The sequence below is a fragment of the Xanthomarina arctica genome, assembly GCF_014638915.1.
Taxonomy (GTDB): domain Bacteria; phylum Bacteroidota; class Bacteroidia; order Flavobacteriales; family Flavobacteriaceae; genus Xanthomarina; species Xanthomarina arctica.
The window spans coordinates 690831-706299 of the sequence record NZ_BMFQ01000002.1 but is presented as its reverse complement, the minus strand read 5'-3'; the positions used below and the strand labels follow the sequence as shown (position 1 = coordinate 706299).

Annotated in this window: 15 protein-coding genes; 7 read left to right on the top strand and 8 right to left on the bottom strand. The window is 31.7% G+C overall.

Going from position 1 to position 15469, the window contains the following annotated elements:
* Positions 1-54: 54 nt before the first annotated feature.
* Positions 55-642, bottom strand: coding sequence for a thiamine phosphate synthase (locus tag IEV77_RS09415; RefSeq protein WP_188464123.1), 588 nt, complete (start codon positions 640-642; stop codon positions 55-57).
* Positions 643-868: 226 nt separating this feature from the next.
* Between IEV77_RS09415 and IEV77_RS09410 the strand changes: the two genes are divergently transcribed.
* Positions 869-1873 (top strand): LLM class flavin-dependent oxidoreductase, encoded by a 1005-nt coding sequence (locus tag IEV77_RS09410; RefSeq protein ID WP_188464122.1) that lies wholly within the window; start codon positions 869-871, stop codon positions 1871-1873.
* An 82-nt stretch (positions 1874-1955) separates the two neighbouring features.
* Here IEV77_RS09410 and IEV77_RS09405 read toward each other — a convergent pair whose 3' ends face one another.
* The 6 genes from IEV77_RS09405 to IEV77_RS09380 form a co-directional block, all read right to left on the bottom strand.
* Positions 1956-2324, bottom strand: a complete 369-nt coding sequence (locus tag IEV77_RS09405) for a DUF805 domain-containing protein (RefSeq protein WP_188464120.1) — start codon at positions 2322-2324, stop codon at positions 1956-1958.
* A 92-nt stretch (positions 2325-2416) separates the two neighbouring features.
* Entirely contained in the window at positions 2417-3751 is a 1335-nt protein-coding gene (locus IEV77_RS09400) for a DUF58 domain-containing protein (RefSeq protein ID WP_188464118.1), read from the bottom strand.
* 38 nt (positions 3752-3789) lie between these two features.
* Positions 3790-4794, bottom strand: coding sequence for an AAA family ATPase (locus IEV77_RS09395; protein WP_188464116.1), 1005 nt, complete (start codon positions 4792-4794; stop codon positions 3790-3792).
* 4 nt (positions 4795-4798) lie between these two features.
* Entirely contained in the window at positions 4799-6007 is a 1209-nt protein-coding gene (locus IEV77_RS09390) for a DUF4350 domain-containing protein (RefSeq protein WP_229736635.1), read from the bottom strand.
* Positions 6004-6723: a hypothetical protein gene (locus IEV77_RS09385; protein WP_188464114.1), complete on the bottom strand. Its 720-nt coding sequence runs from the start codon at positions 6721-6723 to the stop codon at positions 6004-6006. The genes IEV77_RS09390 and IEV77_RS09385 overlap by 4 nt, the downstream gene beginning before the upstream one ends.
* Positions 6723-7688, bottom strand: coding sequence for a stage II sporulation protein M (locus IEV77_RS09380; protein ID WP_188464112.1), 966 nt, complete (start codon positions 7686-7688; stop codon positions 6723-6725). Before IEV77_RS09380 ends, IEV77_RS09385 begins: the two co-directional genes overlap by 1 nt.
* Before the next feature lie 21 nt (positions 7689-7709).
* Between IEV77_RS09380 and IEV77_RS09375 the strand changes: the two genes are divergently transcribed.
* Positions 7710-8522, top strand: a complete 813-nt coding sequence (locus IEV77_RS09375) for an RDD family protein (RefSeq protein ID WP_188464110.1) — start codon at positions 7710-7712, stop codon at positions 8520-8522.
* A gap of 99 nt (positions 8523-8621) precedes the next feature.
* Here the strand turns inward: IEV77_RS09375 and IEV77_RS09370 are convergent, their stop codons facing one another.
* A complete protein-coding gene (locus IEV77_RS09370) occupies positions 8622-9305 on the bottom strand; it encodes a hypothetical protein (RefSeq protein WP_188464108.1) in 684 nt (227 codons plus the stop codon).
* Positions 9306-10175: 870 nt separating this feature from the next.
* Here IEV77_RS09370 and IEV77_RS09365 point away from each other — a divergent pair.
* The 5 genes from IEV77_RS09365 to IEV77_RS09345 all read left to right on the top strand — a co-directional run bounded on the left by IEV77_RS09365 (position 10176) and on the right by IEV77_RS09345 (position 15339).
* Positions 10176-10838: a hypothetical protein gene (locus IEV77_RS09365; protein WP_188464106.1), complete on the top strand. Its 663-nt coding sequence runs from the start codon at positions 10176-10178 to the stop codon at positions 10836-10838.
* A gap of 171 nt (positions 10839-11009) precedes the next feature.
* Positions 11010-11855 carry a T9SS type A sorting domain-containing protein gene (locus IEV77_RS09360; RefSeq protein WP_188464104.1) on the top strand — a complete coding sequence of 282 codons (846 nt, stop codon included), beginning with the start codon at positions 11010-11012 and terminating at the stop codon, positions 11853-11855.
* A 155-nt stretch (positions 11856-12010) separates the two neighbouring features.
* Positions 12011-12994 (top strand): DUF6794 domain-containing protein, encoded by a 984-nt coding sequence (locus IEV77_RS09355; protein WP_188464102.1) that lies wholly within the window; start codon positions 12011-12013, stop codon positions 12992-12994.
* Positions 12995-13220: 226 nt separating this feature from the next.
* On the top strand, positions 13221-13766 hold the full coding sequence (locus IEV77_RS09350; RefSeq protein WP_188464100.1) for a hypothetical protein: 546 nt from the start codon (positions 13221-13223) through the stop codon (positions 13764-13766).
* Between the two features lie 169 nt (positions 13767-13935).
* The gene (locus IEV77_RS09345; protein WP_188464098.1) at positions 13936-15339 is read left to right on the top strand and encodes a TlpA family protein disulfide reductase; all 1404 of its coding nucleotides are present in this window, start codon (positions 13936-13938) and stop codon (positions 15337-15339) included.
* Positions 15340-15469 lie beyond the last annotated feature (130 nt).

Below are 15469 nucleotides of genomic sequence, written 5' to 3'. Positions count from 1 at the left end.
TTTGTTTTTTTATGCTTACTAATCTTATTCCTTCTATTTCTTTGCTTACGCCAGTTATTGAAAATGTTGTTTCATTTTCTTGAAAACAGTTACGGGAATTTCACTATTCCAAATACCACCTAAAACACCAATGCCTTTATAGCCTAAAGTGTCAAAGGTTTTTAGGTTATCTTCCGTAACGCCTCCCATCCCTATAATTCTTTTGTCGATTCCATTTACATCAAATCCACGTCCTGTTATGCTTTCCTTTGAGATGGATGAAAAGACAGGACTAAGTAAATGATAATCGAATTCAAAATAACAATCTTCCAATTCTTTAGGGTCATGAAACGAAGAACTAATGGTTTTTCCAAAGAGACTCAGGTTTTTAAAATATCTCCCTGGATTGTCTAAATGATCAATTCTTTGTTGCTCTTGAAAATGAATGCCTTTTAAATTAAAGGTGTTAATTAACTCATGGTGCTCGTGAATCACTATTCTGTTGTGATAGCTTGTGTCTATTTTATTTAAATAAGTGGCATAGGCTTGAACATCTTTATCTGGCTTTCTTAAATGATAGTATTCTAAACCTTCCTGAAATAACTCATGGAGTATGTCTATTTCGTTTGGGAGATCCTTTTCTGGGGCAATTAAAACTATCATGGATTTATTCTTTTACTTCTAACTTCGTTTATTTTACAAAGATACTTCACATTCACTTTTAAATGGCTTTAGCTACTATATCTTTTTGAATACGATTAACACTAATAATTCAAGATGTAAATATTTTTGTTATTAATTACACGAATTTCATTATTTAATTCTGTTTAGCATTATGTAACTTTGTAGTATTGAAAAAAAACCGCTTCTAAATGGGGATTAATTAATTATGAAAACAGAACCTACTCTTTATTCTATTTTAGACCTTGCCTTAGTTTCTGAAGGCACCACTTTGAAACAAACTTTTAATAATTGTCTTTCTTTAGCACAGCATGCCGAAGGATATGGATACACGCGTTATTGGTTGGCAGAACACCATAATGCAGCAACCATAGGAAGTAGTGCTACTTCTATATTGATTGGTTATGTGGCCGAAGGAACTAGCACGCTTCGGGTAGGTTCCGGAGGAATTATGTTGCCAAACCATTCGCCATTAATTATTGCGGAGCAGTTTGGAACTTTAGGTTCTTTGTATCCTAACCGAATAGATTTAGGTTTAGGGCGAGCACCCGGAACAGATATGGAAACGGCACAAGCCATCCGTTCGGATTTTATGAAGGCAGCTCATTCTTTTCCAAATGAATTGGAGAAAATACAAACCTATTTTTCTGTAGAAAATGAAGATGCCATGGTGCGTGCTACAGTAGCAGAAGGCGTTGAGGTTCCGTTGTATATTTTGGGATCCAGTACAGATAGTGCCCATTTAGCGGCTAAGAAAGGATTGCCTTATGCTTTTGCAAGTCATTTTGCAACAACTCATTTATGGGAAGCTATGGCTGTTTATAGAAGAGAATTTCAGCCATCGGAGGTTTTAGAAAAACCTTATGTCATGGCAGGGGTTAATATTATAATTGCCGATACAGATGAAGAAGCTCAGCGTTTATCAACCTCTCTAATTAGAATGATTGTTGGCATCTTTACAGGGAAACGTGATTATGTGAAACCGCCAACAGACATGACAGAGGAACTTAGAGATGTGATGCGGAACCCACAAGTGCACCAAATGCTTAAGTATTCTTTTATTGGCAGTAAAGCTACCGTAAAGGCTCAGGTAAAGGAGTTTATGGAACAATCGGAAGCAGACGAACTGATTGCTGTTACTAATATCTATGATATTAAAGATAGAATACGCTCTTACCAATTGTTTGCCGAAATTATGAAGGAGTTGCAATAAAAAAATCTTGTCTATTTTATGTGGCAACATCTAGATTGCACAAAAATAAACAAGATTTATAAGTTATTGTAAACGGGAAAATTTATTCCGTTCCTATAGAATCGATCACACTATCATTACCAACTTCTTTAGGGTTTTGTCCCCATTTGTTTGGTCCAGGATCACTATCTGTACAAGCTAAAATTAAATTATAGATTGGGATTAATAAAAACCAGCCACTTTTTCCAACATCATGCATGCGTCTAACTCCTACTGCAATGGCTGGAATTAAAACTGCAATACTGTATAATGTTGATACTATAGCTAAACTAGGGACTTCTAAAAATACAGATAAAAGAGTAATACTATAAGATATAATCATATTGAATAGAAAAAACATCCAATACTCCTTACGTCTAGCTCTTCCACTAAAATCTGCATACTGTTTTAATACTTTTAAATACCAATTCATTTTATTGTTTTTTGTAGGTTAAGTCTGCTAATTTAACAATATTATCTTCTTTACCAATTAAAATGTTAACAACTTCCTTTATCCCACTTTAATTAAAAAAGGCCTCTAGACTTTAATTCTAGATATTTATTAATGGTATCTCCTGTTAAGTTTTGTGGTTCTGTTAAAACAGATTGAATGCCATATTTTTTTAGGGCGTTTACAATTCTTTTTTTCTCATGCATAAACTTTTCTGCAATGATGGTGTCATAGACATCTTGGATGTTTTCCGACTTGGAATTTACAACCGCATTTAACTCTGTGTTTTTAAAGAAAACAACAAGCAATAAATGATTTTTAGCTAAAGCTCTTAAATAGGAAAGTTGCCTGTTTAAGCCATCCATAGTCTCAAAGTTGGTATATAAGATGAGTAAACTTCTGTTGGTTATTTTTCGCTTTACCACAGCGTATAAACTACTAAAGTCCGATTCTGAGAAATCTGTTTTTATATTATAGAGGGCTTCAGAAATTAAATTCATTTGTGAGTTTCTTTGCTCTGCAACTACAATGTCTTCTAGCTTTCTGGAGAAAGAAAGCATGCCAGCTTTATCTTGTTTTCTTAAAATAACATTGCTTATAGCTAAAGTGGCATTTACAGCATAATCTAACAAGGTAATATTATTAAAGTGCATTTGCATGGCACGTCCTTTATCGATAACAGAATAGACAGGCTGGGATTTTTCTTCCACATACTGATTAATCATCAATTGATTTCTTTTGGCTGAAGCTTTCCAGTTTAAAGTTCTAATATCATCGCCTGAAACATATTCTTTAATTTGTTCAAATTCTAAGGAGTGTCCAATGCGTCTTACTTTTTTAGTTCCATATGAAATAGTCGCATCTGTAAAAGCATTGAAATTAAATTCTCTTAGCTTTAAAAAAGACGGATAACATTTAAGCTCTTTTGCTTCAGCTAATTGATACTTCTTTGTGGCTAACTTAAGTGGGGAAGAAGCGTAAACATTAACATGTCCAAAACTATAAAGACCTCTTTCTGTAGGAAGTACATTGTAATGAATGGTCTTGTTTTGATTGGAACTTAACTCTAAATCAAAGAAGAAATCTCTCTTTTGAAATTGAAAAGGTAGTTCTTCGATAATGGATAGATGACTTAAAAAGGGATAGGTATTTTTTATTTGAAGGGTGATTTTGTTTTCGTCTCCATTAGATAGTCTTTCAGGTAGTAATCGTTCTACGGTAATACCGGTGGTTTTATTAAACAAAATGAATATGTCTACCAACACCAAAAGGCTTAGAATAAATAATAAGACTTTAGAGATGTAAAAAACTACTGGTACAAAAAACCCTACCACAAATAAAACTGATATTACAGCTAAGATGTAGAAGAATCTGTTGTTTAAAAACAAGGAACTGTATAGTTTTTTCATTGGGTTAACGCATTAAAATCGCTTATTATATGCTTATACTATCTAGGGATTTCTACCGCTTCAATTATTTGTTCGATAATTTGTTTGCTAGTTAAACCTTCCATCTCTCTTTCTGGGGTTACAATAACTCTGTGTTGAAGCACTGGAGTGGAGGCTCTTTTAATATCCTCTGGGGTTACGAAATCTCTGCCTTCTATAGCGGCAAATGCCTTGGAAGCTTTTAAAATAGCAATGCTGGCTCTTGGGGAAGCTCCTAAATATAAAAAAGAATTGGATCTGGTATTCACCACAATATTGGCTATGTATTTTAGTAAATTTTCCTCCAAACTTATTTGATTGACAAGCGCCCTGTATTTTTCAATTTCTAGACCCGTAATTATTTTCTCTATTTTTTCTATTTTCGTTGTGTTTTGGAGGCCTTGCTCTCTAATAATAATCTCTAATTCTTCGTCGGCAGTTGGGTATTCTACATTAATTTTAAAGAGAAATCTGTCCAATTGTGCTTCTGGTAATCTGTAAGTTCCTTCTTGTTCTATAGGGTTTTGAGTAGCTAGAACAATAAAGGGTTCTTTCATTTTATAAGTTTCTCCATCAATGGTTACTTGCTTTTCTTCCATGACTTCAAATAAGGCAGCCTGTGTTTTTGCGGGTGCTCTGTTGATTTCATCTATTAGGATCATGCTAGAAAAGATAGGTCCTTTTTTAAATTCGAAGTTGGATGTTTTGGCATTAAAAACAGAGGTTCCTAAAATGTCTGAAGGCATTAAATCTGGGGTAAACTGAATACGACTAAAATCGACATCCATAGTTTTAGAAAGTAGTTTCGCTGTGATGGTTTTTGCTACTCCTGGAACACCTTCAATTAACACATGGCCATTGGCTAAAAGGGACACAATTAGTAAGTCGATCATGTCTTTTTGACCCACAATAACTTTCTGTAATTGCTTTTTTATATTGTGTACAGCTTCTTGTAATTCAGAGACATCGATTCTATTTTTGAATTCTAAATTCTCTGATACTTCTGTGTTGATTTGTTCTTCCATAAGGTTATTTTTTAAAGAAATTCTCTATCATTTTGTTTAATATAAGTAGCTCGTTTTTAGAACATTCTGTTTTCTTATTTAAAGCTATTATCGTGTTTATTAAATATCTAGTTCCTTGTATGTCATTGTTAGACTTTAAGGCTAGATTCTCAATAAACTGGGTATTTAAATTATTGGTATCAATTAAGTATTTTTCTCTTATTTTTTCTAAGAAGTAGGCTATTTTTTTATCTACTAAATTTTTATGATCTTCCTCTTTGAGATATAAATTAGAAATGGTTTGAGCAAACTCAATCGTCGAATTTTGTAAAGGTTTAATTATTGGAATGGCTCTTTGTTTTCTTCTGGCATTAAATAGCATAAACAAGGTTAATCCTAAAAAAGAAACCCCTAGAAACCATGTTAAGCTTGGATGTTGCAAGAAGAATTTAAAGATGGATTCCTGGTCTTCTTCATTGGAATTAGAATAGTTACTAGATTTTATTTGTGGATCCCATAGAATGTCTTCGGTTGGTAAATAGGATAAGACATTCTCTACATAATTTTCGTTGCCATTAAGCATGTTGTAATTAGTAAATACCACCGGATTGCTATGCAAAAAGATAGCGCCTTTACCATAATAGACTTTAATGAAGTTGGGTTGCTTTACGCCATCGATTTCTATGGTACCTAAAACAATGGTGTTGTTTTCGTCATAGCTGTCGAAGTAGGTTCTTCTTATATTTCTATCGTAAAGAAAAGGCTGGTGTTTAAAACTGGTGTTTTCTAAGTATAGCTCTCCTTTTAGTTGTTTTAACTCTTCCGGAGAAAAAATAGCTTCGTCTAAATAGGTTGTGGTAAATTGTAAGGTGTCGCTTAAATGCTCGCTAAAGTAATTAAGGGATAGAAACGCGTGATCTCCTTTATTGATAAAGGATAATAAATAGTCAAAACCATCTTCGTCAAGCTTATAGGCATTAGGTTTAATACAAATGTAATTACCAAAAGTGGTATCCTTTACATTGTGGAATAGGTAGTCGTAAATGTTTTCTTTTAGGTACGTGACTTCCTGATCCTTAAACAATTCTCCGGCTTCATTGTAAAGAATATAAGTGCCAAAAGGATTTTTGTTCTTTTCTTTAAAGTTCTCGTTCCAGTTGGTATTATTACAGCTTATTAGGCTGCATAAAGCAAGTAGGAGGAAACCCTTTTGTATGTTGTTAAAGCCGTTCAATTAATGCTGTTAAATAGGGTTTTATATTTCTTTTCTACAGTCTGAAATTTCAATGAATCTATTGGAAACTCTCCGTACCACACATAGCTATAAATATGGGATACTTGGGAAAACTGGCTTCTAATATCTTTGTTTTCTATTTCAAATAAGTAATCTGTATTGGTTTTGTCTTTATGATATGCTATGGACTTTTTGTCTGACAGTTTTTTTAATAATGACAGGTAATAATATCTGGTAGCTAATCTATAATCTGCATGGGTAATGGCGTTTTCAAGGAGTTTGTTGAAATCTGCTTCATGGATGTCTTCATCTTCATAAATTAATTTATCGGCTACCTTTTTAGAGGCTTTCTTGAAATTCCAAAAATCCATACCTGTTCCAAGAAAGGCTTTCAGGATGATAAAAACTACTATAATTCCTAAAAGAAAGGGAAAAAAATACGTTAGAAAACCGGCAAGTGCGGCTAGCAATCCCATGCTACCAGGCGAGGAAACTTCTTCTTTAGCTGGTTCTACTTCTTTTAAATTGTCTACGTAGGTAAACTCTTTATCGTTGTATTTCTCTTTAAGGTCTGGTATAAAAACTAGTTTATCTTCAAACTCTGTGGTTTTATTGTAGGTATTTGAAGCTTCACTTGCTTGTAAGGTATCTTGAAAGGACTTAGAAAATCCAATGAGAGAGGTTAGTAGGAAAAGAAGGAGCAAACACTTTTTCATTATCTTAAGGCGTGTTTTTTAGCTACTTGATAGGGTAGAATAAGGTAGTAATAACTAATGGTGGCCAGACTAAATAGAATAATGGCAAAGCATGCTATTATTGGCATTGTATTAGAATATCTGGTAATATAACCTTCTAAAAAGGCGGCAATAATGGTGAAAGGAATGGTGCTAATGAAAATATAAAAAGCTTCTCTAACGCCTATTTTAAAGGACTCAAATCTTTTTAAGGTACCTGGAAATAAAATGCTTGCGCCAATAATATAACCAGCTGCCGCTTCTATAATCATTCCGAAGATTTCGTAAGTACCATGAATCCAGATGCCTTTTAAACTATCGAATAAACTGTTGTGCTGATAGAAAAACGCTTGAAATACAGCCACCATTATGGCATTATACATGACATAAAAACCAGTACCGATTCCTAAAAACAACCCAGATAAAAACATGTTTAATCCCACCCGCTGGTTATTGTCGTAGATACCAATAAAGGTACCCCAATTGCTTCCGCCCTTGTAAATAGCCATGGCATCGCCGTTTTCTATATTCTCCAGAGTTTGATCTACATAGCCGTTTCCTAGAATTTGTCTAGCAAAGGTATCGTCGTTAAAGGTTGATAGTAAACCGATAAAAAAGCTGATAAAGAAAACTATAAAAGAGATGTAAATGTATTTTTTATACTTGTAAGAGAGTAGGGGAACGGTGTCTAGAAAGAAGTTTAAGAGAACATTTTTATTTCTTCTTTTGGCATGATATACATTTTCAAAACTAGTTTTAGCTAGTTTGTTTAAATAGATAGTAACTTTACTTTTAGGGTAATAGGTTTGCGCATACACTAAATCGTTCATGATTTTGATGTGTAGGTTAGCTAAATCGTCGGGGCTTTTTTTATCATTATTTGAACTTTTTTGTTCAAATTCAAGCCATTTTTCTTTATTTTGCTTAATAAAAGCGACTTCTCTCATTAGAGCGAATTTAAACATTGCATGAAAAGACTCCAAATAAAAACGGCACAAAATGTAGATATCAATTTTACTTTAGCAAATGTTGGGCAACGCTTGTTAGCCTTCTTAATAGATAATGTTATAAAGTTTGCCTATATCTATTTTGCTATTAAGTTTCTAAATTTCAATCTTATTGGAGATACTTTTAATGATGATCAATGGTCTATAGCGGCTATAGATATTTTAATTTTTCTACCTGTTACTTTCTATTCTTTATATTCTGAAATCTTATTGGACGGACAAACCATAGGAAAGAAGTTTCTTAAAATAAAAGTGATTAATGTGGACGGGTTTAAACCTTCTATTACCGACTATATTATTAGATGGTTTTTAAGGGTTATTGATTTTAATTTTTTCTCATTAATCTTTATTTATTTTGCTTCTTTAGGCTTGGATAGTAATTTCCAATTAATAATAGTATGCTTTTTAATTGGAAAACTTATTGGGTTTTTATTGATTGTATTAACTAAAAAGCATCAGCGTTTTGGGGATATTATGGCCCATACTGTGGTAATTTATTTAAAAGATACCGTAAAGTTTACGGATACCATTTTAGAGCAAATTACAGACACTTATAAACCTGTTTATCCGGCGGTTATTAGATTATCTGATAATGATGCCAGAATAATTAAGGAGACTTTTTACAAGGCAACCAAGATGAGAGACTATAAAACGCTTATCAAGTTACGTAGTAAGATTATTGAAGTTACCGAAATTAAGTCTGTGCATACCAATGATAAGGAGTTTATAGATATTGTTTTAAAAGATTACAATTTTTATACCCAGAGTATGTAAATAGCTAGGCAGTTTTGGTTGTTACTAAAACATAAAAAACCCTACTTTAGAAATTCTCCCAAAAAACTAAAGTAGGGTTTTATATTAATTAAGAGTTGTTTATCCTGCAACAGGAATCATCATGGCATTTGCTTGAGCCAATTCGTACAAGTCTCCATTAATCTCTTGGTAAAAGATAATACCAATTCCAGTAAAGATAGCCGAGCTAGCAGGGATTACTCCCAACGAAGTTAAATCTACTTGCAGGACTGTATCGCTACCAACCAAATTACCCAGAGGGATATAGCTGCTGTAAGCTGTACCACCAAGGCTATTGACGGTGTCGTCTACAGGCTCATAGCCACGCATGGCAGGGTTATATTGGTAGTTACTAACATAACCAGCGGCTAATACCAATTTAAAATGAGTTGCTCCTAAGGGGGCAGATATAAATTGGTCTGTGGCAAAGTCTACTACTGTCCAGTCTACCACATTACGCGAGGCGGAAATAGTGGGTAGGGAGTAGGGTGCATAGAAAATAGTGCGGAAAGGCAGGATTTTGTTTAATTCTAAGCCTTTAAACATGTCTCTCATGCTTACCACGTCTATTTCACGTTCTCCACGTTTACCAGCGCCTACGCTGATAATCCGTCTCATGATACCACTTATGCGCGAACTTAAATAGGGATCGCCCATAAGTTTTATGGTATTTGCAAACCCGTCTCTAAGCGCTTTACCAGCGTTAGATGCGCCTGAAAATTCCATCATGTTTTCTCGGGTACGTTTAAAAGCGGGATCGCTCATAATACGTTTTTTACTAATTCGGCTTTGAGTTTTAACCAAATTTTCTCCGTTTTTACGGTAAAACGTCAGTCCATCTAGGGTACCGTCAAGTTTTACAAATGAATTATTTCTTGCCATAATAATAAGATTTATAACCAAGTGATTTGGCATTTAATAGTAACACCCGGTTAGGTTAAAAATAAGGATACAGACTTAGAATCTGCTCCAGCTTTGGGACTATTAATTTTTAGGAGAATTATTGGATATCCAATTAATTAAACACACAAGTTGCAGTACCGCGAATACCCCACAATGTTGTTTAACGTTTCAAACATAGAACAAATATTTGAATAAAAAAATAGGTGTAATTATCTTGTAATCAGTAAAATACGTAAAAAGCTGAAAATAATTTAAAAAATGGCTCTTATTGTATGAAAAAATTATATTATTCTCATTAACAGTTGGATAGCTTTTGAATTTTTAGCAAAAAACATGGTTTTTAAAAAAAGTGCATATTTAACATATTAAGTAGGAAAATTAATATAATACATACCAGAGTAGCGGTTTTATAGCATAAAAAAGATAGAATAATTACTATAGATTTTTGTTATGGTAATTTTTTTCGGACCCGAATTAGGCTTATACACCCGAACTCCACCCGACCGATGCCGAAGTAAACCCGAAGTAAACCCGAACTAAACCCGGAGGAGACCCCTTGGAGACCCGAACTAAAAGTGGAAAAAAAATGTAAATAACAGTAAGATACATTTAGGATTTGTGTAATGGCTATGTTCTAAATTGATGTAAATTAGTATTGTTATCTGTATTATTTAAGGGATATGAGTATATTTAGAGTTGATAAAACACATTGGTAACAATTAACTCACTCACATGAAAAAACTACTTCTTTTAATGTATTTCATTTTTATCTCTATTTTATCATCGGCCCAAACTGCAGTAGATTCAATAAATTATGAAAATCATAAAAAAGAAGTCGAAACAAAAATTTCCATTAATTTACCTGAAACTCTTAAAATTGAAAATATAGGAAGTGATTTAAATGAGAAAAACGAGTGGAAGGATAAAATGCCTTGGATTGTGGCATTAATTATTGGATTATTATCCGTTTTAGCAAACTACATTATTGCAAATCAATTAAGAAAAACAACAAAAGAAAACCTGAATATCGAATATAAAGCTACAATAGCTTCAAAAAACAGACAAGATTGGATAAATGAAGTTAGACATACTCTAACTGAATTTTTAACGTCTACTTTGTATTTATCTAATATTGAAAATGATAAAATTGATGAAAATAATAAATTTTTAGAAAAATTAGTATTTGCGAAATCCAAACTTGAATTATTATTAAGTGATTCAAAAACGGAACAAAAAGACCTTATTGATTCAGTCGAGAATTTATTAACTCTTATCACGAATAAAAGTAAAGAGCCTAATTTCGAAACCAAAGTTAGAATTTCAAGAGATAAAACTATCCAAGTAGCAAGAACACTGTTTAATATTCATTGGGAAAAAATAAAAAGTTTAAAATAACTGTTACCAACACTGTATAAAAAATGCGTAATTTAGTACTAAACCAAAGGAAAGTGCGTACTTGTTTTTATCCGATTTTCGTTCCGAAAATTCTCTGACACAAGCACGCACTTTTTATGTGCAAAATCGTTATGTGTCATTTTGACGAACCTCAAACCCAAAAATAAAACTATGAAAAAAATCTGCATTCTGACATTTTTAATGACTTCTTTTTTATGTCAATCTCAAATTGTAAATATTCCCGATATTAATTTTAAAAATGCTTTGGTAAACGATAATGTTGTAGATACCGATGATAATGGAACTTGGGATTCAGATGCTGACTTAAACAATGATGGAGAAATTCAAGTTAGTGAAGCTGAATCAGTAATCAGTTTGAATGTTGATTATAAAAATATTACATCACTTGAAGGAATTGCAAATTTCACTAATCTTACTTTACTATATTGTACTGATAATCCTTTAGTGGAACTTAATGTTACTTCTCTTATCAATTTAGAAACATTAAGATGTTGGGATATAGATCAAGTAGTGAGTATAGATTTATCATCAAATATAAACTTGAAATCATTAGAATGTGATGTTAACGATTCACTTGAATATTTAAACATCCAAAATGGAAATAATATAAACCTTGAACGACTATGGACTAGTGGTTCACCTAATTTACAATGTATTCAAGTTGATGATGTGGATTATTCCAACAATCAAACTTGTGATGACAACAGTTGGTGTATAGATGATTCTACAATTTTCAGTGAAAATTGTTCCTTAAGTATAACAGATTTCTATTACAATGCAATAACGACTTTCCCAAACCCTACAAAAAATGAATTAACGATTAACTCAAACTTGATTATAGAGAGTATTAAAATTTATTCCACTACTGGAAGATTAGTTCTTAACACAAAACTACAGAGTAATAAAATTGATTTATCTAACCTAAATTCAGGAATTTATTTTATCAAATTTCAATCACAGAATAAAACGATAACTAAAAAAATAATCAAGGAATAAAAAACCAGCGCAAAAACACTGTATAAAAAAAAGCGTAGTTTAGTGCTAAATCAAAGGAAAGTGCGTACTTGCTTTCATCCGATTTTCGTTCCGAAAATCCGTTGACACAAGCACGCACTTTTCATATACAAAACCGCCGTTAGGCATAATTTGAAATGACCAAAATAATATTAAACATATCCTTCTTATTTTTAACCCTAAATGTTTTAGGTCAAAATTCTGATTTTTGCCATCCAATTCAAATAAATGAATTATCTGAAAAAATTTTAAGCAAAATCCCCAAGAAAGAAAAGGATAGTATCTCTCAACTTAATTCATATAATGAGTATTTTTCTTTTGATGATTTTTATATTTTCAACTACGAAGATTATAAATCAGTGATTAAATTCTTTAATCTAAATGGAGTACAAAAAATACCAGAATATAAAATTGAACACATTATATCAAGATACTCTTTCCACAAATTAAAAGGTAATCCTATTTGTTTATCTGAAATTACACAACCATACTTAATTGAATTAAAAGAAAGAGAGCGATATGTAGAGGAACAAATGGTAATGGATAGTATAAATGGTATTTATATTCCTTTTGATTTAAATGATGCGTTAAATGAATTAGATACTGCTTTAAGCACTGAAGAAAAAGAAGGAATAAAAAAAATATCTATTAATGATTTTATTGGTAAAAGTCATTTAACAATTGGAAGATGGATGAGGAATAATTGGGGACTATATGGTCATACTTCAAGACTCAATAAATATTTTGAAAACTTTGGAATTACAGATTCAGAGGACATGACTGGTATTATCTTAAAAAGCTTTTATAGAAGAACAAACAATTTACCAATAGAATTTGAAAATCAAATACAGGCTATCATAAATTCGGAATGCCCACAAAAAAAAGATTTCCCAAAATACGTGAAAAATGTAGAAAGGTCACAAACAATATTTATTGAAGATGAAAATGAGAATTACATTTATACCTTATATTTTTTTTCAAATCTAAAAAAAGATGTAAAATGGATCTTTCATCCTGTTTTTGGTTGGAAGATAATTAGTCCAAATGAATATAATACAATTACAGAATTAGAATATCAAGAATTAAATGAATGGTTTATTACTTTTTATAATAGACAATAAAAACTATGCCTACTACTGTGTATAAAAAATGCTTATTTTAGTGCTTAACTAAAGGGAAAGTGCGTACTTGCTTTCATCCGATTTTCGTTCCGAAAATCCTCTGACACAAGTACGCACTTTTTATGTACAAAACCGTTAGGCATAATTAAAAATGACGATATTATATTTCATAATAGGCATTATTGTAATTGTTGGACTATTTGTCTACCTCAAATACTTCGTCCCTTTGAGACCCAAAGAACTTGGATTTGAATATGTTTATGTCAACGAAGATGGAACAGTTAGTGAATTAGATGAAGAGGATATTGAATATTTGGAAACTGAATTTTCTCCTGCTGACGGTGCTAGACCATATATCAAAAGCCGATATAATGAGCTAACACCTGACAAAAAAAAATCGGGATTTATAATGCGAAATAGAGTGCCAAAAAGAATTGAAATAATGCCATATAATAACCCAAGCGAAGGAAGAACAATCTCATGGATTTATTTGGCGTTGTCAATGGCTTCAGAAACTGAACCAACAGACTTTAATGGCATCTCTATGATTGCGGATGGAATTAATCATGCCGTTCCAACACATAAAGAAATACAAACTTCTATTTCGTGGCTATCAGAGAAAGGATTAGTAAGTAAAGTAGGAAAAAAACACACTCTGACTGCAAAAGGTAGAGATGACTATAAAACAGCTTCAAAAGACACAAATACTCTATTGAAAATTTGGGATAACATGGAGCAAAAAATAAAAAACTATGCCAAACACTGTATATAAAAAATGTGTAGTTTAGTGCTAAACCAAAGGAAAGTGCGTAATTGCTTTCATCCGATTTTCGTTCCGAAAATCCTCTGACACAAGCACGCACTTTTCATATACAAAACCGTTACCATACTTTTTGCTCTCTCAATAGGAAAAAAATTAATCAGAAATAATTAGTTTAAACATGAGTTACAACATATTTGCTATTTTGAGAAATTTACTCTCAATAATATTGGTCATTGTCACATTATCCTGTGAATCCAATGGTAAATCAAGTAATCTAACTATCTCTGGAATTATAGAAAACAATAATTTAGATACAATTTACATTAAGACCCATCCAAATTACCACGTTACGGGAAAATCAATTAACAACTGGAATCTCCAAATTGACTCTGACAATTCCTTTAAAGAAACTCTCGAAATACCTCGCGGATTTTACGATCTCTCCGTTGGAGACATTACATATCCTATTTATCTAAATAAAGGATATGATTTACATATAACTATTAATGATTCTAAAATTGAATTTTCAGGTTATGGAGCAAAAGAAAACACCTATAGCCAACAAAGCAAGGCACTAGCTGAAAAACTGGCTTCAGTTAACTTTTATCACCATTTTGCAAATCTGAAAGAAGACAAGTTTTTAAAACTAACAGATTCAATTAAAAGTTTATATGATAAATTAATTAATGAAGCTTCCTTTGATGACAACGAATTCAAAAATTTTTTGGAATTAGAGAATTTAGCATTGCGAACTAGTAAATACCTTACTTATTCTTTTACTAGAAAAAATGTTGACGAAAATTATGAGAAATCAAACTCATATCCAATTTTTTTTAAAGGGATAGACCTTAAAAATGAAGATTTCATTGAAGTTCCATTGTTTATGATGAATCTTTATATTTACTCTGGACTTATGACTAACAATAAGCTAGATTCAATTAATGATATAGGTTTGGCTCATTTAAAATTAGTTAAAACTGATACGACGTTTATGAAAAGTGAAAAGATTCGTGAGCAGTTAATGTACGTAACAGCATTTTTTAATATAGAACATACAAATAATTTAGACGTTTTTTATGAAACCTATAATACTTCAACAAAGGATATCTACTTGAAAAATATTATTGAAAAAAAATATTATAAGTTAAAAGATTATGATATAGGTTCAAAGGTTTCAAATTTTGAGTTTATAAATAAAAATAATGAATTAGTTTCCCTTAATGACCTAAAAGGAAATTTAGTTTATATAGATATTTGGGCAAGTTGGTGCAATCCTTGTATAAATGAAATTGAGTATTCAAATAAACTTCAACAAAAATTAAATAACTATGATATAAAGTTTGTCAATATTTGTATTCAAACGGATTCCTTAAAATGGCAAAATGTAATTAGAGAAAAATCATTTGATGGTATTCAATTATTTTGTCAACCAGAAGAATTTGCTGACTTTAAAAAAAATTATTTAATAGAAAGTTTACCAAGATATATTATTTTAGATAAGGCTGGGAATATAATTGATTTTAATGCAAAAAAGCCTTCTGATATTACCCTCGAAGATGATTTATTAAATCTAAATAATTGAGATAATTTGAAACGGAATGAACTCTTAAAAAACGTATCCTAAATTAAGCCGGTTATAGTTAATTGCTTGTCGAGCTTACTCGCTTAACCACGCAACTAACCATACATGTAATTGTCATTAAGCGGTAATT